The organism is Paenibacillus sp. FSL R5-0744 (genome assembly GCF_037972555.1).
Taxonomy (GTDB): domain Bacteria; phylum Bacillota; class Bacilli; order Paenibacillales; family Paenibacillaceae; genus Paenibacillus_AQ.
In genome coordinates, this window is sequence record NZ_CP150228.1 from 636,513 (window position 1) to 658,370 (window position 21,858).

At 45.8% G+C, this 21,858-nt stretch carries 20 protein-coding genes and 1 pseudogene; 15 read left to right on the forward strand and 6 right to left on the reverse strand.

What is annotated here, in order from left to right; translation table 11 throughout:
• The first annotated feature begins 138 nt into the window (after nt 1-138).
• Both MKY19_RS02895 and MKY19_RS02900 read left to right on the forward strand, forming a co-directional pair.
• Nucleotides 139-699 carry a GNAT family protein gene (locus tag MKY19_RS02895; protein WP_339268572.1) on the forward strand — a complete coding sequence of 187 codons (561 nt, stop codon included), beginning with the start codon at nt 139-141 and terminating at the stop codon, nt 697-699.
• A gap of 24 nt (nt 700-723) precedes the next feature.
• Nucleotides 724-2,232, forward strand: a complete 1,509-nt coding sequence (locus MKY19_RS02900) for an MDR family MFS transporter (protein ID WP_339800160.1) — start codon at nt 724-726, stop codon at nt 2,230-2,232.
• 114 nt (nt 2,233-2,346) lie between these two features.
• Here the strand turns inward: MKY19_RS02900 and MKY19_RS02905 are convergent, their stop codons facing one another.
• Nucleotides 2,347-2,814, reverse strand: a complete 468-nt coding sequence (locus MKY19_RS02905; protein ID WP_042123913.1) for a MarR family transcriptional regulator — start codon at nt 2,812-2,814, stop codon at nt 2,347-2,349.
• Nucleotides 2,815-3,157: 343 nt separating this feature from the next.
• Here MKY19_RS02905 and MKY19_RS02910 point away from each other — a divergent pair, with 343 nt between their 5' ends.
• From MKY19_RS02910 to MKY19_RS02920, 3 genes are all read left to right on the forward strand, one after another.
• Nucleotides 3,158-4,501 carry an MFS transporter gene (locus MKY19_RS02910; RefSeq protein WP_339800163.1) on the forward strand — a complete coding sequence of 448 codons (1,344 nt, stop codon included), beginning with the start codon at nt 3,158-3,160 and terminating at the stop codon, nt 4,499-4,501.
• Nucleotides 4,502-4,702: 201 nt separating this feature from the next.
• Entirely contained in the window at nt 4,703-5,443 is a 741-nt protein-coding gene (locus tag MKY19_RS02915; protein ID WP_042184638.1) for an ABC transporter ATP-binding protein, read from the forward strand.
• The gene (locus MKY19_RS02920) at nt 5,440-6,702 is read left to right on the forward strand and encodes an ABC transporter permease (protein WP_339268577.1); all 1,263 of its coding nucleotides are present in this window, start codon (nt 5,440-5,442) and stop codon (nt 6,700-6,702) included. Before MKY19_RS02915 ends, MKY19_RS02920 begins: the two co-directional genes overlap by 4 nt.
• A gap of 67 nt (nt 6,703-6,769) precedes the next feature.
• Here MKY19_RS02920 and MKY19_RS02925 read toward each other — a convergent pair whose 3' ends face one another.
• On the reverse strand, nt 6,770-8,038 hold the full coding sequence (locus MKY19_RS02925) for an NAD(P)/FAD-dependent oxidoreductase (protein ID WP_339800167.1): 1,269 nt from the start codon (nt 8,036-8,038) through the stop codon (nt 6,770-6,772).
• A gap of 178 nt (nt 8,039-8,216) precedes the next feature.
• Here MKY19_RS02925 and MKY19_RS02930 point away from each other — a divergent pair, with 178 nt between their 5' ends.
• From MKY19_RS02930 to nadE, 3 genes are all read left to right on the forward strand, one after another.
• A complete protein-coding gene (locus tag MKY19_RS02930) occupies nt 8,217-9,938 on the forward strand; it encodes an ATP-binding protein (RefSeq protein WP_339800170.1) in 1,722 nt (573 codons plus the stop codon).
• Between the two features lie 116 nt (nt 9,939-10,054).
• Nucleotides 10,055-10,489, forward strand: coding sequence for a BrxA/BrxB family bacilliredoxin (locus MKY19_RS02935; RefSeq protein ID WP_042184644.1), 435 nt, complete (start codon nt 10,055-10,057; stop codon nt 10,487-10,489).
• A 168-nt stretch (nt 10,490-10,657) separates the two neighbouring features.
• Nucleotides 10,658-11,467, forward strand: a complete 810-nt coding sequence (gene nadE / locus MKY19_RS02940; protein ID WP_339800174.1) for an ammonia-dependent NAD(+) synthetase — start codon at nt 10,658-10,660, stop codon at nt 11,465-11,467.
• Nucleotides 11,468-11,553: 86 nt separating this feature from the next.
• On the opposite strand, the gene MKY19_RS02945 is transcribed toward nadE, so the two are convergent.
• Nucleotides 11,554-12,375, reverse strand: coding sequence for an alpha/beta fold hydrolase (locus MKY19_RS02945; RefSeq protein WP_339268585.1), 822 nt, complete (start codon nt 12,373-12,375; stop codon nt 11,554-11,556).
• 207 nt (nt 12,376-12,582) lie between these two features.
• Here MKY19_RS02945 and acpS point away from each other — a divergent pair, with 207 nt between their 5' ends.
• Nucleotides 12,583-12,981, forward strand: coding sequence for a holo-ACP synthase (gene acpS / locus MKY19_RS02950; protein ID WP_076300164.1), 399 nt, complete (start codon nt 12,583-12,585; stop codon nt 12,979-12,981).
• Nucleotides 12,982-13,018: 37 nt separating this feature from the next.
• A complete protein-coding gene (mutY, locus tag MKY19_RS02955; RefSeq protein WP_339800178.1) occupies nt 13,019-14,338 on the forward strand; it encodes an A/G-specific adenine glycosylase in 1,320 nt (439 codons plus the stop codon).
• Between the two features lie 409 nt (nt 14,339-14,747).
• Here the strand turns inward: mutY and MKY19_RS02960 are convergent, their stop codons facing one another.
• Nucleotides 14,748-15,356 carry a superoxide dismutase gene (locus MKY19_RS02960; RefSeq protein ID WP_042184652.1) on the reverse strand — a complete coding sequence of 203 codons (609 nt, stop codon included), beginning with the start codon at nt 15,354-15,356 and terminating at the stop codon, nt 14,748-14,750.
• 479 nt (nt 15,357-15,835) lie between these two features.
• On the opposite strand from MKY19_RS02960, the gene MKY19_RS02965 reads away from it, so the two are divergent.
• The 5 genes and pseudogenes from MKY19_RS02965 to folE all read left to right on the forward strand — a co-directional run bounded on the left by MKY19_RS02965 (nt 15,836) and on the right by folE (nt 19,308).
• A complete protein-coding gene (locus tag MKY19_RS02965; RefSeq protein ID WP_036676822.1) occupies nt 15,836-16,255 on the forward strand; it encodes a GNAT family N-acetyltransferase in 420 nt (139 codons plus the stop codon).
• A 190-nt stretch (nt 16,256-16,445) separates the two neighbouring features.
• On the forward strand, nt 16,446-17,054 hold the full coding sequence (gene lepB / locus MKY19_RS02970) for a signal peptidase I (protein ID WP_339800181.1): 609 nt from the start codon (nt 16,446-16,448) through the stop codon (nt 17,052-17,054).
• A 36-nt stretch (nt 17,055-17,090) separates the two neighbouring features.
• Nucleotides 17,091-18,245 (forward strand): annotated as a pseudogene (gene queG, locus MKY19_RS02975) (tRNA epoxyqueuosine(34) reductase QueG); the annotation flags it as partial.
• 172 nt (nt 18,246-18,417) lie between these two features.
• A complete protein-coding gene (locus tag MKY19_RS02980) occupies nt 18,418-18,669 on the forward strand; it encodes a YneF family protein (RefSeq protein ID WP_042123938.1) in 252 nt (83 codons plus the stop codon).
• 45 nt (nt 18,670-18,714) lie between these two features.
• On the forward strand, nt 18,715-19,308 hold the full coding sequence (gene folE / locus MKY19_RS02985; RefSeq protein ID WP_042123940.1) for a GTP cyclohydrolase I FolE: 594 nt from the start codon (nt 18,715-18,717) through the stop codon (nt 19,306-19,308).
• 121 nt (nt 19,309-19,429) lie between these two features.
• Here folE and MKY19_RS02990 read toward each other — a convergent pair whose 3' ends face one another.
• Both MKY19_RS02990 and MKY19_RS02995 read right to left on the reverse strand, forming a co-directional pair.
• On the reverse strand, nt 19,430-20,608 hold the full coding sequence (locus MKY19_RS02990) for a Fe-Mn family superoxide dismutase (protein WP_094877189.1): 1,179 nt from the start codon (nt 20,606-20,608) through the stop codon (nt 19,430-19,432).
• 187 nt (nt 20,609-20,795) lie between these two features.
• A complete protein-coding gene (locus MKY19_RS02995; RefSeq protein WP_042184661.1) occupies nt 20,796-21,836 on the reverse strand; it encodes an alpha/beta fold hydrolase in 1,041 nt (346 codons plus the stop codon).
• Nucleotides 21,837-21,858: the final 22 nt, after the last annotated feature.

A 21,858-nucleotide genomic window follows, 5' to 3' on the forward strand; every position in this document is an offset into this window, starting at 1 on the left:
ATTAACCTTCTGATGCAGGCGCTTTTTACGTGAGAGGATACAATTTGTTCTTTTCAAAGTTAAAGAAATTAGAACTTTTAGCTTAAGGATATACTCTTGAATGATGTATAATTGATAAGTTGAAGGGGGAGCGGAGAATTGTATCTATGCAATGGAGTGACACCTACACTGATCGGTAGAAGATTAAAATTATGTGCTATGACTACTGAGCATGCTTCAGCGTTATTTCAGGTTTGGTCTCATCCGGAAGTTTCTCTCTGGCTGGGTGCTCCGGCATTATCCTCTATAGAAGAGACGAAGCAGCTTATCGACCTTCTATCACAGATGGCTCAGGAAGAGGAGAGCTTACGTTGGAGTATTATTGGACCAGGGGAGGAAGTCATAGGTAGCTGTGGATATAACCATTGGCAGCTTCAGGGAGCTTACCGTGGTGAAATAGGCTGTGATCTGTCGCCTGCCTTTTGGGGGCTTGGATATATGAAAGAAGCGCTTGGGCTTGTACTCGATTTTGGTTTCAATATTATGGGCTTGAATCGGATTGAAGCGCTCTGTCATCCTGATAATATCCGTGCGGAGAGGCTGGTTCATAGGCTTGGATTTCAGAAGGAAGGCGTATTGCGTCAATACAGGCAGATCGCTTCCGGCTTTCAGGATACTGCTCTCCATGCTCTACTGCGCGAGGAGTGGCAATCCACTTAATACATAAAGAGAGGGTTTGGAACATTGAAGTCAACAGGGGATTTAGAGCGTAAACTAATATTAACAGGGGTACTGCTGGCCACGTTTCTAGCGGCTATTGAGGGAACTGTAACAGGACCAGCCGGGCCGGCGATTGTAGGCGACTTTCAGGGAATGCAGTGGCTGAGCTGGATATTTACTTCATATTTACTGGCAATGGCTATTACTACACCTATTTTCGGCAAAATCAGTGATCTGTTCGGACGTAAGCCTGTATTCATGTGGGGAGCGGCTGTTTTTTTACTAGGCTCATTATTATGCGGCATATCTCAAAGTATGGAACAGCTGATCCTGTTTCGCGCGATACAGGGGATCGGTGCGGGTGCACTTATTCCAATGACCTTTACCATTATCGGTGATATTTACAGCATTGAAGAAAGAGCAAAGACACAAGGGTTGCTAAGCTCTGTATGGGGGATTTCCTCTTTGGTAGGGCCACTGCTTGGTGGCTATGTGGTAGATTACTTAAGCTGGCGCTGGGTATTTGTATTCAATCTGCCATTTGGCGTGTTGGCAATGGTATTTATTGCGCGCTACCTGAAGGAAGAAAAGGTGCGTCGGAAGACACAGATCGATGTGCCAGGCGTCCTTCTGTTCGCGGCAGGCATGGGTGCTCTACTCTTTGGACTCTCCACGGGAGGGCAGAACCTGGCATGGACCTCTCCTTTACTACTCGCAACACTGGGTGCAGCAGTTATCCTGCTAATCTTATTTTTGTTTGTGGAGCGCCGTGCACCAGAGCCTATGCTTCCGCTGAACCTATTCTCAAATCGTAATATCGCAGTATCAACAGGTGCTAACCTGCTTGTAAGCACATTAATTATTGGACTTTCTACGTATATCCCTTTATGGGTTCAGGGCGTTTCTGGAAAAAGCGCTGCGATCTCAGGCTTGCTGCTTGCGCCAATGTCTGTAGGCTGGATGTTTGGGTCAATCGCAGGCGGACGAATGATTCTGCGAGCGGGTTCTCGCCGAACGGCAATGCTTGGATTGATGATGATTGCTGCCGGAGCTATTGGTCTGGTTTTCTTGACTGGAGAGTCTTCACAGGTAATCCTCTTATGCTTGATGCTGGTCTGTGGGGTAGGCTTCGGATACTCCTCTACGGTCTTCACGATTATCGCTCAGTCGTCGGTTCCGTATGATCAACGCGGTGCGTCCACAGCACTTAATGCATTTACAAGGTCCCTAGGTCAGACCATTGGGGTGGCTATTTTCGGTTCCTGGCTGAACTTGAATATTGATCAGCTGTTGCGAAAACAACCGGATTCAAACGTTACAGGTGATGATATTAATAAGCTGCTAGGCTCGCATACAGGCACTAACCTCTCCGGCGAAGTATCAAACAGTTTACGTGGTGCACTAGAAGGGGGACTTCATTCACTATTTATTGTGATGGCAGTTTTCGCAGTCTTGTCACTAGTTATATCTTGGGGTTTGCGCAAGGGTGTACCTTCGGTAGAGGATGCTACGTCGTCTTTGAAAAAGGCATAACTCATTCTCTAAATCACATAAAGAAGCCCGACCGGGTATTTACCGGTCGGGCTTCTTCGTGCAATAACAGCTTGTCTAACACATATGAAGTAAAAAGCAGCCTAACCTCTAGCTCTACTTACGGGGAAGAGGGGAAAGCTTCTCAGCTTGCAGACCCATCTTCTTGAGCAGAGTGATCATTTGTTCCTTCTCTTCATCATTCAGTCCGCTGAAAGCAAGATGAAGACGCTCTGAGTATTTCGGATACATCTCATTCATGAGACGTTCGCCTTCCGCGGTCAACTCTGCGAAAATCACACGACGATCACTTGGACAAGGCTTGCGTTGCAAATAGCCGCGTTCTTCGAGCTTGTCGATAACGTAAGTCACATTGCCGCTCTGTAGCAGTAGTTTGGCACCAATTTGTTGAATGGGCTGTGGTCCCTTATAGTACAACACTTCCATGACGGCAAAGGCAGTAGGGTTAAAACCTTCAATTTTGCTGCCGGTAACAGCATGCTCATTAATACTCTTGAATGATTTGGCAAATACCCGGTACAAATGTAGTGTTAATTGTGTATCACGTTCATAAGATTGTATCATGCTTCTCCACCCTCTATCGTTAATCATGTGAACTCGTCGCACGTCTGTAATCATATTAATTAGTGCACGGTTTACCTGTGCAACGAACTTTGAGATAACAATAGAATACGTGAAAGATCGAATGAAGAACATGTGATTTGTCACAATGAGCAACTTTTAATTATTAAAAATCAAACAATTTTTTGAAGACGCTGAAATTGAATGTTTTTTTACTTCAGTCTCTGAAAGGATATCAATTTCATCCCCCGGTTCAGTGTTATTTACGCCTCCAGACGGATGAATGACAATCCCCAATATTTTACTATTATTTCATTGAGAAATAGTAACGGGGAGTGAAGGAAGGATGGAGGAACATCATATTGATGATTTAAAAGAAAGTAAGCTAACCGCAAATAAACCATTCATGCTGCTTATTGCGGCACAGCTTGTATCGAATGTAGGAGACTGGTTGCATATACTAGCGCTACTGACAATGGTAGGGTTTAAATGGAATGCCACACCGTGGGAAATTACGGCTATATCTTTATGTATGGCAGTGCCTTTGCTCTTAGGAGGACCGTTTGCAGGTTACTTAAGTGATCGTTTTAACCGCAAGGCACTAATGATTGGTTCGGATATAGCCCGTGCAGCGGTTGTTATTTGCTTGGTATTTGCAGGCTCGCTGTGGCAGGTTTATGTGCTGCTGCTGGCTAAGGGATGTATGGATGTGCTGTTCTCTCCGGCCAAAAGCGGAAAGATTAAGGAACTTGTTCCTACGGCTCAGATGGATAAAGCAATGGCGCTTAGCTCATCTATAGAGCAGATAACTAAAATTGTGGGTCCAGCGCTTGGTGGATTGCTAGTTGCAGCCTTCGGCATATCTGTTTGTTATATGATCGATTCTGCTACATTCGTTTTATCGGCGATTTTTTTGCTTGGATTACCGCGTACAGCTGTGATAAAGAAGGAAGATACGGAAGCAAGCTCGGGGGATACGGATGTGCGTAAATCCTTCCGCCAAGAAATGTCGGCAGGTCTGCATGTGATTGCAGGAATGCCTGTAGTGCTGTGTGGCATTGTTATGCTAGTACTGGTGCTGCTAATGCTACAGATCGGAGACTCTCAGATTGTAACGTTATTCCGGGAGATTCCAGGTGTGAACGGAGATCTGCTGGGGTGGTGTGTAGCAGCCAGTGGCTTTGGAACCTTGCTATCTGCGCTGCTTGTAAGCCGATTAGGCAGTGGTAAGCATCCGCTTATTTTTATGGGATTAGGGGCTGTAATCATGGGCGTTGTCTTCTCAAGTGCAGGGATCGTAACTGCTCATGGTCAAGCCGGAATCTGGATGAACATTGCTTTGTTTGGGTCCTTCATGTTTGCTGGTGTGGGTGCAGGACTAGCGTTTATCCCCTTCAATTCAATGCTCCAGCAGCGGACACCTGCGGAATACACGGGTCGTGTATTTGGAACCATAGGCAGCCTGACAAGCGCAGCTGTTATTCTAGGACCTGTAGCCGGTGGAGCCTTAGTGACAGCATCGGGGCCGGTATCTGCCTTTATTCTATCTGGTTTGCTTACAGGATTGCTAGGACTAGGGCTGTTAATGCTGCGTGGTAAAATCGAGCGCAGGGATGAAGCGGCGATCAAGAAGCAGGAAGGAATAGCTGCAACAAATAACATGGACTTTGTAGGACAGACCTCCCTTTGATGGGAGGTTTCTTTTATTCGCTATTGCGCAGGGCTTAAGTTATTATTGTGAAAAAAGCAGCTTGATTATTTTCAGGAAAAATATATAGTACGATTAGATAAGTTACGATTGCCTCTGTTGATCATTTGAATATCATTCATATACGCAATAGGGAATGCAATTTATAATAGTATTTATTAGAAGTACTAGGAGATGGAGAGTATGGAAAAAGAAGAAACTACAGTGGATACCGAGAGCTATGACGACATTGTGCTCGATGTTGAGATCGATGAAGCTGGCTATGAAGCGGGAGATCCTTGCATATTCGATATTTCTTTTCAAGTGAAGCGAGGTCAACTGCTCGGACTGATCGGACCTAATGGTGCTGGGAAAAGTACAACCATTAAGACCCTGCTTGGTTTGTTGAAGAATACCAAGGCTAAGGTGTCTTTTAGTGGAGTTAATAAATCTTACGCTTATGTACCGGAGCAACCTGTATTTTATGAGGATTTGACATTGTGGGAGCACTTGGATTTAGCGGCCGCTGCCTACGGACTGAAGTACGAACAGTTCGAAGAAACTGCAGAAAGACTGTTGAAGCAGTTTGGTATGGGTCATGTGCGCAATGATCTTCCAGCTGGATTCTCTAAGGGCATGAAACAAAAAATGATGCTAATGCTTGGCTTCTTGGTACAGCCGGATGTTTATATTGTGGACGAGCCATTTATTGGTTTAGACCCTCGCGCCACTAAAGATTTCCTGCGGCTGCTAGAAGCGGAGCGGAAGCGCGGAGCTGGTGTATTAATGTCTACGCATGTACTGGATACAGCAGAGAAGATATGCGATGATTTCGTATTGATCTCCGGGGGAAAGGTTGCCGCCTCAGGAACACTCGAAGATATACGTGATTATGCTGGACTGCCGGAGGCGTCGTTGTTTGATTGCTTCGACGAATTAACATGAGTAAGCAGGGACAGCGGGCGTTTGCTTTTTCTAACGCTAAACAACTATTCAGACGGCGGCTATTCTCTCATTGGCGTGAGCAATCCGCTATTATCCGTACGGCGGCTGATTGGACTGTTCTTTTATATATTCTTATTCCCGGGGGATTATTGGGAGGGCGTTTGTATTATGGGTTCTGGAATGAGGCGCTACCGGCTTGGAGTGTGAATTTGCCGTTTATGCTCATTCCTTCATTATTAGTGCTCTTGATCTGCAACGGGGGCTTGGTGCTGTTATTGCAGGAAGGCGATCTATTATTTCTTAGACAACGGCAACGATGGATGAATACGATCTTATTTCGCGGGTTGCTCTACAGCCTGATTGTAACCTCGCTGAAGTTCTGTGTAGCTTTTGCACTGTTACTGCCTTTTCTGATTCGGGGATTTGAGATGACGTCATCGGAGGTATGGGCGCTGTTCGCTCTGACCTTGGCGTGCAGTTGGTGTGTTAAGTTACTTGGACATCTTGTAAAAGTACAGAAGCAAGGTTGGCGTCGCTGGTTATGGCTATTTTTGGCGATCTCCGTCCCGAACGCTATTTATTTCAGAGTAGCTAGCCTTTGGAATGATCGCCCGCTCATCATATTGCTGAGTGCAATTGTATTCACAGTCGTTGCAATATTTGCTTTCCGGTGGCGCTTATTGATGCGTGGGACATTTATGAACGATGTGCGCGAGGACTACAAGCAGCGAATGAAGATAGCGGCCATACTGCTCCGCCATGTTCTGGATAAACCTCGCCCGACTCGCCATAAGCCATGGATTTTCCGGAAGTCGCAGCCTTTGCTTAAATCAAAGACTGCCGAGAGCCGTTTCTCTGCGGCAGCAATTAAGGCACTCATACGGAATCCGGCCCATTTAAAGCTTTACTTGGCTTTCACTGCCGTGTCCGCGGTAGCGATCCTTATCATTCCATCGGGATTTAAATGGCTAGGATTTGTAGTATTAACATCGCTTATGACTTTTTGGCTGTTTTCGTTCTGGTCTTTGTTTGTTGGAGATGATTACATTGGGATACTTCCATTTACGAAAGAACAAAAGGCTGAAGCGGGTATGCATGCGGTCCCTATTTTATTACTTCCCTTTACAATGATTACCTCCGCACTAATCTGTCTCTCTTTATATGGATGGTGGGGGATCATCTTGTTCGTACCGGTTGGATACATGGTTGGACTCTTTATCAGCAGAATATTTGGTACGTTCCGATTGGGCAAAGATTGATAGATAGATAAAAAAACAGCGTGACTTGAGAAGCCTCTCAAGTCACGCTGTTTTTAGTTGCAACGCATTAACTAAGGCGATGGTCAGCGGCATGTTTGCCTGCTGTATATCCAGTAGAGAACGCTGCTGTAATATTGTAGCCACCAGTGTAGCCATGGATATCGAGTACCTCTCCACAGAAGAATAACCCTTGCATAAGCTTAGATTCCATTCTTTTGGGATCGATCTCTTTCAGATTTACGCCGCCGCCCGTAACAAAGGCTTCGGACAGGGATCGGGTACCATGAACATTAACGGGCATCCTTTTCAAGATACCTGCTAGCGCATGCAATCCAATCTTGGATACATGATGACCCGTAATATCTCCATCCAGGTCAGCTTTAGCTAACAAGAGGGGAATGAGACGTTCTGGCAGCAGCCCCTTTAGTGAATTGCGGATCGCTTTCTTTGGCTCCTGGTCCAGCTTGTCCTGCAGCGATGATTCCACTTCTTGCAAGTTCAGATCAGGGAAGAGATCGATGGACATCTCAACCGTGTCATTCCCTGATTTACGCTGGACCTGTCTCAGAAATTGGCTGCAGCGCAGTGCAATTGGCCCGGATAATCCAAAATGGGTGAAGATCATATCTCCGCGATGAGAAATGACCTTCTTTCCTTTTGGATTCCATACAGTAAGTGCCACATCGCGTAGCGACAATCCTTGCAGCTCACCGGATTTAATCCACTCTTCCCGTGAAATAATCGGTACCTCTGTCGGAAATAGCTCAGTAATGGTGTGGCCTGCGGCTTCAGCCCATGGGTACCCATCTCCAGTAGAGCCGGTCTGAGGAACGGACTTTCCTCCGGTGGCGATGATTACGGCAGCACTGGAAATCGTTTTGCCCGAGCCTAGCTGAACGCCTTTAACAGCCCCTTCTCCATATATTACACGTGAAACAGGACTATCCGTCATAATCTGCACACCTAGACCCCGTACTTTGTTGATTAAGGTGGAGACGACGCTGGAGGCCTTATCGGAGACGGGAAACATCCGTCCGTTGTCTTCTTCCTTTAATGCAATGCCTAAGCCTTCAAAAAAGGCAATGATATCTTGATTATTAAAATGGTCGAAGGCGCTATACAAAAACCGCCCGTTTCCCGGGATATGGGAGATTAACTCATCTCTCTCCTTGACGTTCGTTACATTGCAGCGTCCGCCACCAGATATTCCGAGCTTTCGTCCTAGCTTAGCTCCCTTGTCGATCAGTAGTACGGATGCCCCGTGTTCTGCTGCGGCCACGCTTGCCATTAATCCCGAAGGGCCGCCACCTATGACGATCACATCGAAGTTGCTCATGAAATTTTACTCCTTTACATGTTAAGACACGGGTGTTACTTCGTGTTTTCCTAACGGAATCATACCATTCTGACTGTCATGTAACCAGTCTTGTCCGCTCACTTGGTTATAATCGTTGTCAGGAGAGTAATCCTGTGCTTTAATCTAGTCATGTAGGGGAATTTGTCCATTTTGGGGTGTGATTGTAATTATTGGCGCAATTAAGGATATATTATTGCAAATATCGGCAGCATGCTCCTTTCTTTTTCTGATTCAGTGGTGGGTGGACCGAGGGCTTGTGGCTCGAAAAAAAGGTGGTTTCCCGGATAATCAAACTTTTTTGGTTTTGGCGTGTGCGTTAAGTCTTATGCTATGCTCTCTTCTTTCGACGACTTTATTCGGTATTGCTTATTTGAATTTAGGAATGATTCCTGCTTATATCGGTATTTTATATGGAACTGTACGTTCAGGCATTCTGCTGTCCATCTTTTTGCTTGTCTGTAATATATTCATTGCAGAGCCAGCAGGAATAAGTAATATGATATTAAATTCAGGAATATTATTATATCCGTTGCTGTTTGGGCTAGCTAAGCCTTTTAAGAAAGGCACAGTGGTAGAGAAGATAGGTATGTTATGGATGGTTCTTTGTCCGAATATGTTGTTCATTGCACTTGTGCCTATTATAGGTGGAAAAAATATATATGAGGCTCATTCTGGCGAGTCACTTTTGATTACTTTGTATCTATTTTTCAGTATCGCACTAGGCGGTATTTTTGTTTATTTTGTTGAAATGGTCTGGAGTAGTTGGCGGGCTAAAATACATATGGAAAGTATAAGTGATAATTTCCAGTGGGAGTCTGAGAAGCTGCAGCAGATTACAAATGTAGTACCTCTGAGTATTATGTCCCTGGATGATCACGGAGTTGTGACCGACCTCAATGATTGTATGTTGGGAATGGCACGAATTCATTATCCCAATTTGAAAAGGGAAGATATTATTGGCAAGCCGGTTAGGGAATTTTTTAATGGTTCAGCGGATGTTGATGCATATATGAGGGTACGGGATAACATTCAGCATAAACGGCGTTCCCATGAGCGAATGATTCATGGAACGCGGATCTATCAAATTTATTCAGCACCACTAATGCATAAGAACTCAGGATTAACGAGTGGAGTGGTACTCATTGCACAGGATATTACGGATGAAGTGAAACTCCGCTCAGAGCTGGATCATGTGGAACGTTTGAGCTTAGTAGGGCAGATGGCAGCCGGAATTACCCATGAAATTCGTAATCCTATGGCGGTAGTTCGGGGATTTTTACAGCTAATGAGAGAAAAGAGCTCGGATGACTTGGATTCTTATTATCAGATCGTATTGGAGGAGCTGGATCGGGCGAATAGCATTATTAATGATTTCCTATCGCTGGCGCAGAGCCGGATATCCGATAAGGAGAAAGTGTTATTACACCGAGTTATAGAAGAAGTCAGTCCGCTGCTGTGGGCGGATGCTAATCTTCGTGGTCAAAGTGTTGAGCTAAAGCTGAACGCATCCATCCATGAATTGGAGTTAAACGTTCGGGAAATCAAGCAGCTTATCCTTAATTTAGGCCGCAACGGCATGGAGGCTATGGGATCCAAGGGGATTCTGACACTGGAAACACATAGTACTCAGGAACAAGTGGAGCTGATTGTAAGGGATAGAGGAATAGGTATGTCGGACAGTCAACGAGAGAAGTTGTTTTCCCCTTTCTTCACAACAAAAAGGGAGGGAACGGGTCTAGGGTTATCCTTGTGTCTCAGTATTGTGGAAAGGCATAACGGTAAAATAACTGTAGATTCTGTAGAAGGAGAGGGTACAGTATTTACCATCTCATTCCCTTTAGTAAAGGAAGAATATAGCGAAGCCATGCTTGCGGATTGAATCAGGTTACTGTAGCATCTCTTGCTTTCACAGAGTATGAATGTATAATAAAGTTAGTAAGTACTGCTGTAATGTTATCTGACAAAACAGTAATCAGTGAAGGAGAGTGCAGAGAAATGTCCATGTCTTTTAATCAATATATGAGAGATTCGATTCAGCCTATGCGTGATGACCTTACAAGCATTGGGTTTCAGGAGCTTATGACTCCAGAAGAGGTGGAAGCCACTCTTCCTACCGCAAAAGGTACGGCGCTTGTAGTCGTGAATTCGGTCTGTGGTTGTGCCGCTGGACAATGCCGTCCTGGTGTAGCTCAGGCATTGCAAAATGAGATCGCTCCGGATCACTTGTTCACAGTGTTTGCAGGTCAAGAGAAAGAAGCTACTGCTAAAGCGCGTGAATATTTTGCTCCTTATCCGCCATCTTCCCCTTCCATTGCATTGATGAAGGATGGAGAGCTCGTTCATTTTATTGAACGCCATAGTGTTGAGAATCGTTCGGCTGCTGAAATTGCTGCTGAGTTGAAAGAAGTTTTTGATCGTTTTTGCAAGTAAAAAAGTTATTCCATATAATCTCGCATTAGTCGGTAATTCGGCTGTTGCGGGATTTTTCAAAATATAAGAGCGATAATGGGATAGAATATACTTAGAAGCATAGAGCTTCACTTGGTATGGATATTTTGATGGATATGGAACCATTTCTGATGGAACGGGGTGTGGTTTGTGAGTTTACAGGAAGAAATTATTGCAGATCTTGGTGTGAAGCCAACGATTGATGTAGAAGCAGAGGTACGCAAACGGGTTGATTTCTTAAAGTCGTACGTGCTGAAGGCAGGTGCCAAAGGATTATTGATCGCCATTAGCGGCGGGGTGGACAGCGCGGTAGCTGCGGGTCTGTGTAAGCAGGCTACGGACGAGCTGTCGGCTCAAGAAGGCACAGAGTATATTACGCTTGGCGTATACCAGCCATATGGTGTTCAAGAGGATATCCAGCACAGTTATGATGTCGCAAAAGCTTTTAATCTGACCCATACCGTGGAGACAAACATTGAGGAAGCTGTAAATGAGATTGCGCTTGAAGTTGAGCATAGCCTGAAGTCCTTGGGCCAACATCGTCATATGACCCATCAAGGCAAGGGGAATGTTAAAGCAAGAACACGTATGGTTATGCAATATGCGCTCTCTTTTGAGAACAATCTGATTGTAGTAGGAACGGATCATGCTTCAGAAGCCATTACGGGTTTCTACACCAAGTGGGGGGATGGCGCTGTAGATATTACACCTCTATCCACACTTAATAAACGTCAGGTTCGTCAATTAGCGGCTCATATTGGTGTGCCTGCGGATATTGTTACTAAAGCACCTACGGCAGGCTTATGGCCGGGGCAGACGGATGAAACAGAGCTGGGCATTACTTATGACGATAATAGCGATTATTTGGAAGGCAAACAGGTTGACCCTGAGGTAGCGGAGAAACTCGAGAATTACTACCGGAGAACGGCGCATAAGCGCAATGTCATTCCTGGAATTTAGAATAGGTAGAAGTAGAAACCGCCACGGGTCTGCGTTGTAGCAGCTCTCGTGGCGGTTTTTTGTGAGATGGATAAGCTACAAGAATCTTAGTTAGCCAGCGTTTGATCGATAAAATTAGTGGTCGAAGCAATCGCAAGCTCCAATTGTGGGGTAGTGCCGGCAAAAGGATGCACAGTACCGAAGGTATGATTACCCTCAGGAATATGAACCCAGTTAATATCGGGCCGGAGTTTAGTGAGCTGCTCAGATCCTTGCCGGAGGTGCGCTCCATCCAGACTGCCTTGAATAAGAACAACTGGGAAGGACGCTGTCTTCATGCGTTCAAGGATATTATAACGTTCTTGTTGGTTCTCCATATCTTCTAAAATAACAGCATCCAGCGGCATTTGTTGGCCTGTGCGTGCATTAAGGACATGGGTTCGTCCTGTTTGCTTCATCTCCTGCTTTTGTTCTTCCGTCAACAAATCGAGCTTCGTAACCCCGTTCCAGGAGATGACCCCGCTAACTTCACTCGGATGATCAAGTGTGTAGACTAGACAAATGCCCCCTCCAAGACTATGTCCTAGAAGGAATAAGGGCAAGCTGCCGAATTTCGGGTGCTGGCTAAGGTAGGACAACAGTATTTCCATGTCCTTCAGCTCGCGACGAAAGGTGTTGCGGGCGAATTTTTCAAGCTCGGTAAAATGCAGCAGATCCTCTCCGATTCCAGCATGAGAGAAGTTGAAGGTGATCACTTCATGATCTTGGCTGAGAGTAGTGGCTATGTAAGGAAACATCCCCCAATCTTTGAAGCCCTTGTAGCCGTGTGCAATAACGATAAGGCTCTTAGGTGCTTCTTGGGCAGGAAAGTGTGAGCAGCGGAGAACAGCGTCTTCACCAGCGGGTATTTCGAAATTACGATGCTGCATAGGGTAATCCCCTCTCTCTATATATAAATGAAGTAAATCAGCAAGTCCATCACGAAGGCGCCTAGATAGACTTCCAAAGCATTTTCTTTTAAGATAGCAGAAAGAATCTTATAGGACTATAATTTAAAATTGAAATGAATGACCTGTATAATGATCATACCATTATTGAAGTAGTATAGGATACACGTCCATAAGGAGCGTGAAATTTTGATTTACGGAATCGGACATGATGTGTTAGAAATTGAGCGAATCTCAGAGGTAATGCGCAGGGGACAGGGTAAGAAATTCAACCAGCGCATCCTAACGGAGCAAGAGTACCAGCTTGCTGAGCAACGAGGTGGAAGGTTGGCTGAGTTCGTAGCCGGGCGTTTTGCTGCCAAGGAAGCCGTTGTGAAGGCTTTAGGTTGTGGCATTGGTAATGTGGTTGGTTTTCAGGATATTGAGATATTACCTGACCGTAAAGGTAAGCCGGAAGTAACCTTATCATGCGAAGCCTGGAGCAGACTAGATCTACCTGAAGGACAGAAGTATACCATTCATCTTACGATAACACATGGCCGTGATTTGGCTTCAGCTTTTGCGGTGGTGGAGGAGCTAGGTTCATGAATTGAACCGTGATTATAGAAGGGCAAGGAGAGTTACAATGAAACAACAAGAACGACAGGATTTGCAGGAACGAGGAGAAAGACGAGAAGACCAAGATAAAAAAGATCAGGAGCTGCGGGAGGCCAAGCAATATTTCAGTTATCATTTGCTGGAGTGGTATCAAGGGCAGAAGCGGGATTTGCCATGGCGCAGGCATCGCAATCCTTATTATATTTGGATTTCTGAAATTATGCTGCAACAGACAAGGGTAGATACGGTAATCCCTTATTTTAATCGTTTTATAGAACGCTTTCCGACGGTGGAGTCACTCGCTGACGCCCCTGAAGAAGACGTGCTTAAGTGTTGGGAAGGCTTAGGATATTATTCCCGCGCACGTAATATACAGCATGCAGCCAAGCAGGTAAAGGAGCTTTATGGTGGACAGGTGCCGAATGACCGTGATGCGGTGTTCAGCTTAAAGGGAGTGGGTCCTTACACAGCAGGGGCTATTCTCAGCATCGCGTTTAATCGGCCAGAGCCAGCGGTAGATGGTAATGTAATGCGGGTGTTGTCCCGATACTTCCTCATCGAGGATGATATCGCTAAGGGTCCCACCCGCGTGAAAATGGAGCGCCTGGCGGCTGAGCTGATCCCGGAGGGGGAAGCTGCCTCATTTAATCAGGCGCTTATGGAGCTCGGGGCGCTCGTATGCACCCCGAAATCACCGAGCTGCTTAACCTGCCCGGTGATGGAGCATTGCGCTGCGCGCCTGGCGGGCTGCGAGACTTCGCTGCCCGTCAAGACCAAGGCCAAGCCGCCGCGCCCAGAGGAGCGGCTGGCGGCCTTAATCGAGGGCCGCGGTGCCCACGCGGGCCAAGTGCTCATCCGGCAGCGGCCACAAAGCGGGCTGTTAGCCCGCATGTGGGAGCTGCCGCATTGGCAGGCGCCGCCAGCGGAAGGCGGCGCTAAGAGCGCGCGGCTGCCGGAGGCCGCGGCGCTGGACCGGCTGCGCCGGTCACTGCGGCAGGCCGGGATCTCCGCCCGGCCTGAGGAGCACTGGATGGCTGCTGAGCATATCTTCAGCCATATTGTGTGGACCCTGCAGGTGTATCGCTGCAGGGAGGAGGACGCCCTTCCGCTGCCAATAGCGGCAGAAGGACGGGCAGCCTACACCGCGGATGCAGGCCTGTTCCCAGAGATGGACAGCAGCGTGCCCGTCGAGAAATTTGAGGACGGTAATGCTAGTCCAGAGGATGGCGGAGCCGTGCGCTGGATCAGTCGTGAGGACATGGCTAATTATGCGTTCCCTAATGTCTTCTTGAAGCTGCTGAACCTTTATTTCGATGAGCAGGAAGAGCTGGCGAAGTCGGGGAAGTAGAGAATGTTTGATGTAGAAGTATGGAATGTACTATGCTTACATCTAATTGCTTCTGTTGTTTTATGACCTCAAGAGTGATCAAAATTGTTTTTAGGGAATTATTCCCTGAAATCATGCCCTTTCCGCCTATTTTTAATCATTTTAGGGAAAACCTCCCTAAAAATTCGGTGAATATCTTATTTATGCTCCAGAACCGCTGGTTTTTAGGGAGGTTTTCCCTTATTACTAGTGTTTATGGAGAATATCGCTGAATTTCAGGGAGTTTTTCCCTAATTATAGTAAGACGAAGGCTATTTGGGGACTCTGCCCAGTAGAGCAACATAAAAAAAGGTATCCCGCAGCCTATTAGGCCAGGGGATACCTTTTTAAATTGGCTATTAAGCTATAAGCTCAAGCCGAATTTAATTCCTTATTTCGCGCTTTCGTAACGTTTGCCAACTTCTTCCCAGTTTACTACGTTCCAGAACGCTTTGATGTAATCAGGGCGTTTGTTTTGGTAGTTCAGGTAGTAAGCGTGCTCCCATACATCAAGTCCGAGGATTGGAGTAGCGCCTTCACTGATTGGGTTGTCTTGGTTAGGTGTGCTTGTTACTGCCAGTTTGCCATCTTTAACAACTAGCCAAGCCCAGCCACTGCCGAAACGAGTAGTTGCTGCTGCTGCGAAATCTTCTTTGAATTTTTCGAATCCGCCCAGTTCGCTGTCAATAGCTGCTGCAAGTGCGCCAGTTGGTGCGCCGCCGCCGTTTGGTCCGATAACTTCCCAGAACAAGGTGTGGTTAGCGTGTCCGCCACCATTGTTACGAACAGCAGTGCGGATAGCTTCTGGTACAGCGTTCAGATCTGTAAGAAGTTCTTCGATGCTTTTGCTTTGCAATTCAGGTGCCTTTTCCAAAGCTGCGTTCAGATTAGTCACATATGTGTTATGGTGTCTATCATGGTGAATTTCCATCGTCAAAGCGTCGATGTGTGGTTCGAGTGCGTTGTTTGCATAAGGAAGTGCTGGTAATTGAAATGCCATGGAAAAATCCCTCCTGAGTATATTAGAATTTGTATAGATAAAGAACTTCGGCGGTTTATCGTCAAAATTCTTTATTGTTGATATGTACTATAGGGTATCTCCCAATAGGATACTTTAATTAAACAGTATCTGGATCAATAATGCAACACTAAACAAACATAAATGTTTATAAAGTATGATGGGAGTGTAAACAGAATCATCAATTGTATTTAAAATGTTAAAATAAAGAGCCGTCACCCCATAGACATAACTCTTTATAATTACCCTTATAATGAAACAATGAATCTTAGTCGAAATGTAAACGCTTGATATTAAGCGCTTTCAAAAGAAAAATGATGATATCACGAGAAAAGTGTGCTTTAATAGATTTAAAAGCAGGTATTCCTCGGTATTTGATGCTTTTTTTTATTTTCTCAATGTTAAGGGAACCCCTTCTTTTTGTTAAATTCATAAGCCATAGACAAGGGAGATTTTAAAGAATGCACGTTCGTTCCTTTCAATTAAGCGACGTTAGCCCTGTGACTGATTTGCTGCAAACCGCATTATCGGAAGAATGTTTCGAGAACACTATCGAGCCTTTCTCCAGGCAGCTTTCATGGGATTCAGATCTCATTGTAGTTGCGGAAGATGAAGAAGAAATTGTTGGAGCACTGATTGGTACGATTGAGAAAAACCACGGTTGTTATTTCCGGATTGCTGTACATCCTGATTATCGCCGCAGAGGAGTCGGTAGAAGTCTGGTATCGGCTATGGAATCCAGGTTTCAAGCTCGTAAGGTTAGTGGTATCTACGTAGCCGTCGATGAGCATAATTCTTTTGCATTGCCATTGTATGAAGCTATGGGATATAGCGAGAATCAAATTTTTAAATCTGTCCGGAAGCTGAGCATTGTTGGGTAATTTTGATCACTCAGATGCGTAAGCGGAAACATTTACTAAATAAAGAACTATAGTTGATGATATAGTCTGTTTCATTCATACTCAAGCGTATTTTCCAGAAGTCCATTACTAATGGCTGGGAGATATGCTTTTTTATTGTTATAATATCTGCAAGTATAGACATCAATAATTGAGAATAAGAGGTGACATATTGAGTCAGGATTCCCAAGTAGAGTTCATGCGTAATCGGAAGCAAAGACATAGATCGTCCAGATCAAACAAAGGCTTTGGTGGTCGTTTGGCCGCGGAATTGAAGGATTGGTTGCTTACAGCGGTAGTTGTCTTTGCGGTAATGTCGGTTCTTAATATTTTTGTGTTCAATATATCAACGGTTAAAGGTCAGTCTATGCAGCCAACGCTTGTGGAAGGTGAGAGGCTCTTTATTAATAAGCTTTCATTGATGTTTGTAAACCCAAAACACGGGGATGTCGTCATTCTTCATGATCCTAGCACTGGACCAAGTCGGAAGGACTTTTTAGTAAAACGAGTCATTGGCATACCTGGAGATATCATAGAAGTGAAGGATCACCAGTTATATGTGAATGGAAAAATAGTGAATGAGCCGTATATCGATACTGAGATTGAAGACCCGGATTTCGCGGCGTTAACTGTGGAGAGCGGAAACTATTTTGTCATGGGAGATAACCGTCATGCTTCAGCAAGCAAAGATAGTCGTTATTTCGGCTCCATCCCACAGGACATGATTGTAGGCAGGGCGGACTATATCTGGTGGCCGCTGTCTAAACTGAAAGGGTTATAAGAATTTTATCGATAACATGAAAAGGAGAAGGCGGAAATGAACAATACATTTCAGTCACCGTATGCACCCCCGCCTTCCAAGTGGGCACAGCTTAAAGCGGAGATTCAGGAGGCTGCGACGTCACTCGGTATTGATGATATCGGGTTTACTACAGCAGAGCCTTTTTTATATCTGAAAAATATTTTGCAAGACCACCGAGACAAAGGATATGAATCTGGTTTCGAGGAACCGGATCTGGATAAAAGGACAATCCCCGCTCTGAGCTCTGGGGACAAGCCCTTATCTATTATTTCAATTGCTGTGGCCTATCCTTCCAAAATGGAGAATCCTCCAAAATCTGAGCCAGGTGCACGAAGAGGTATTCTCGCCCGAGCATCATGGGGCAGGGATTATCATCATGTGCTGAGGGAGGCCTTAAGTAAGCTAGAGGACTTTATTCATGAACGTGTACCGGATGCTGTGCTGGAAAGTATGGTCGATACCGGTGTACTGGTAGATAGAGCGGTAGCGGAAAGAGCGGGGATAGGCTTCAGCGGCAAAAACTGTTCTATCATCTCACCCAAATGGGGATCCTGGATTTATCTAGGGGAGATGGTTACGAACATTCCTTTTGCTCCGGATGAGCCTGTTGAGGAAGGCTGCGGGGAGTGTACCAAGTGTATTGATGCTTGTCCAACCGGTGCACTGGTGGGGCCGGGTCAGCTTAACGCGCAGGCTTGTATTTCTTTTCTGACGCAGACCAAAGGATTTCTGAGTGATGAATACATGACCAAGATTGGCAACCGTCTATACGGCTGTGACACCTGCCAGATTGTATGTCCCAAGAATCGAGGGAAGAACTGGAATCATCGCCCTCAGATGCTGCCTGATCCTGAGATCGTGAAGCCATTGTTAATGCCAATCCTGGATCTTAGCAACCGTGAATTCAAAGAGAGATTCGGAAATAGCTCTGCTGCCTGGAGAGGCAAAAAGCCGATGCAACGAAATGCGATCATCGCTCTCGGTAATTTCAAGGAAGTAGAAGCGGTGCCAAAGCTAACAGAAATTGTTCTGAAAGAGCCGCGGCCTGAGATGCGAGGCACTGCTGCTTGGGCGCTGGGACGCATCGGTGGTGAGGAGGCTCTAGCTGCTGTTGAATCGGCTTTAGAGCGCGAAGAGCATGACACGGTAAAAGAAATGCTGAGCCGGGCGCAGGATGTGCTCCTTACTGCGAAGCAGGCACGAGAGGACAACGATGTTTAATGAAGGAAAAAGATCATAGACAGGTTGCATATTCCCAATTGCTGTCCAGTTCTCGAAATGCTATGATAGATTCGCGCGCCATATGGCGATGCAGACAATAGAGTGTAGAGGTGGGCTTTAGATGAATATCGCATTACCTATTATTACATTGGTCGTAGGTCTCATCGGTGGATTTTTTATCGGTGTGTATTATCTGCGCAGACAAATGACAACTATGCAGAATGATCCTGAAATGCTGCAAAAGGTTGCGAAACAAATGGGTTATAACCTGAATGGGAAACAAATGCAACGTGCCCAACAGATGATGAAGAATCAGAACCAGACAGGCGCCCGACCAGGAGCAGCTAAAGGGAATAAACGTAGAAGTAAGTAACCGGGTCCGGATAGAAATTATACGGGTGCGGAAGGGGGAGACATCATGGGGAACATCAATGAATACGTGAACGGTAAAGTATCAGAGAACCGTGAGCAAATCGAGTATCACGTTGAGAAAATATTAGAATTAATCGGTGAAGATACCGGCCGCGAGGGACTGCTTGAAACACCAGCACGTGTTACGCGGATGTACGAGGAGATATTCGGCGGTTATTCGATAGATCCCCGCGAGGCGCTCGGTGTTACTTTTGATGAGTCTCATGAAGAGCTAGTGATCGTGAAGGATATCGTCTATTACAGCCAATGTGAGCATCACATGGCTCCTTTCTTCGGTAAAGTGCATATTGGATACATTCCGAGCGGACGGATTGCTGGACTCAGCAAATTAGCTCGCCTAGTTGAAGCAGTGAGTCGGCGTTTGCAGGTTCAAGAGCGCATTACGACGCAAATTGCGGATATTATGACGGAGGTACTAAGCCCTCACGGCGTTATGGTCGTTGTGGAAGGTGAACATCTTTGTATGTGCGCACGTGGAGTGAAGAAGCCAGGAAGTAAGACGGTAACCATGTCTACTAGAGGGGTCTTCCGGGAGGATGCCGCCGCTCGTGCGGAGTTTCTGAGCTTGATTAAAGAATAGTATATAGAGGTGTCTATACCTCGAAATTAGAAGGACCCATCATTCACTTTTTGTGAACGATGGGTCCTTTTGGGTCAATATAAGCGAATAGAAGTGATGTCTTCTACGAAGTGGTAAGAGATCAGTAAGGCTTCCATGCCAGTTTACTGGCAGCCGCATAACGCTCTGACACATATGGCCAGTTGACGACCTTCCACCAATCGTTAATATAATCCGCACGATTATTCTGATGTTTCAGATAGTAGGCATGTTCCCATACATCCAAGGCCAAGAGCGGAACAACGTCCCATTGCGATAAATTTTGATGTTTTTCCGCAGTGAGAATTTCTAGTCTATGGCTACGTGGACTCCAGACGAGAATGGCCCATCCGCCACCTTCTACTTTATTCGCAGCTTCGGTGAACTGTTTCTTGAAGCTGTCATAGCTTCCAAAGCTTTGTTCTATAGCTTCTAGTAAAGCACCTGTTGGGCGGCCCCCGCCTTGCGGAGACATCACATTCCAAAAGATCGTGTGAAGATAGTGGCCTGCACCATTAAAGGCTAATTCTCTCTCCCAATGTTTAACGAGATCGAAGTCACCGTTCTTACGGGAATCTGCTAATTTAACTTCAGCCTTGTTTAATCCATCTACATAACTTTGATGGTGCTTATCGTGATGAATTCTCATCGTCTTTTCGTCAATATAAGGTTCTAGTGCATTATAGGCGTAAGGCAAGGGAGGTAGCGTATGGCCGCCAATGGGTACCGCGTCGTTTTTATCGCGGATATCAGGAACAGTGTCAGTAAAAGTAGAAAATCCATCATTCCGCATAGTATCGTCTGTATCGATGTTTACGACATAATCCTCTGTGTAATCACGCATGACTTGTGAAAGCTTTCCGGGCGAGCTGAGTGTCTGCAGTACGGCTAAGAAGTATTCTGATTCGCGAATAATATGCAGAATCACAGTAGTTGCAAGGGGGACGGCTTTGACCGCTGCGCTACTCTCCATGATGGCAAAGAGCTGCCGGACGAACTCTTGGGATTGATTGCAGGAGATATGTAGCAGTTTCTCCGTTTCCGCAGTGAGTTCTGCCTGTGGCGGAGGAGAAGCGGAAAGGGCAGCATTCAATAGCTGCTGTGCCGCCTGCTCAGTTGCACCAAAAACAACGGCCCATTCATCGAGGAGTTTCACATAAGGGTCCTCTAATTTAGGTACGATCGCTTTGATGACTTCGGTATGCTCTTTCTCTTGTGTTTTCCAAAATACGATTTCTTCCAGAATACGTACTGGCAGCATCGGCCCGTATACATATAGCATGCCAAGAAAACCTCCCGTGATATGTCTTTATCAGTCCATTATATGAACGGTCTTGGAAGGTTATGAAGAACATAAACTTAGAGTGCCTCTTTGGCTTCTTTCTTTCCTGGGGATGAAAACAGCCTCTTCCTAGGGCGCGTTCTTTCTGTCCCTGGAAGAGGCTGTTCGTATGGTTATTAGCGCTTAGTTAATTACTTGCCATCGCCGGCTGATCGCCATTATTATTTTTGGCCAGATGGACATTCCCTAAAAAAGCGGAGACCCGCCGCAAATACTCACGGGGATGCTCGCGGAACAACAGCTCATGATGACTACCCTCGATGATCCAGGAATCAGAGAACGGATTGTTCTGATTTGCTGCTAGTTCTTCGGCAATAGGATAAGGGGCTTTATCGTCTTTGGTTCCATGCATGAAAAGGATAGGGAAAGGATAATCTTTGGATTTAACCTTTGCATATGGAATCTGATCTAGTCCCGTACCGTTCAGTACCGGGAACAGCATTTCCATGATCGCCAGGGAAGGCTGGCGCGGCAGATCGATATTCTGCTTAATATTATGATACAGCGTGTCTGGTTCTAACAAAAAGGTGCTGTCCAGAATCATCGCGTCGATGTCCTCAGATACTAATCCTGCTTGCAGTGCTGTGCCAGCACCCATGGAGAAGCCCCAAACAACGAGCTCTTTAGCTCCGCGTTCCTTTGCGAAATCAATGGCGCCTAGAAGCTGCTGGGATTCTTTTTTGCCGCCGGTTGCAATATCCTTATTACCTTGGGCAGCAAATCCGTAATCAAACATTACGACATTGAAATTCAGACTGTGTGCATAGTGAGCGAGATCGTACATAGGTACCCAAGACTCTTCGCGGTTGGCACCATAGCCATGACTGAATACAATAGTCTTAGTAGCATCCTTGGCTGGAATATACCAGCCGTTCATCAGGCGACTGCCATCCTTAGCTGGGAAAGTTACATCCTCGTAGGCGAGGCCTTTGGCCATCATAGGATTGGAGTACAGTGGCGCGACGGTTGGATTGGATAGCACCCAAGCGATGTAGCCATGAAGCGAGACAAAACAAAATGCTAAAAAGAAAAATATAGATAATAGCAATGCAACGATAATATGCTTAACACGGATCATCCGCAGCGATAGTCGTGATGAACTGCCCTGTTTAGGTAGTTTAGGACGACGGGAGACTGACGTGCCGGCTCGGCTGGTTGTCAGATCCATAAGGTCCCCTCCTAAGTATGAT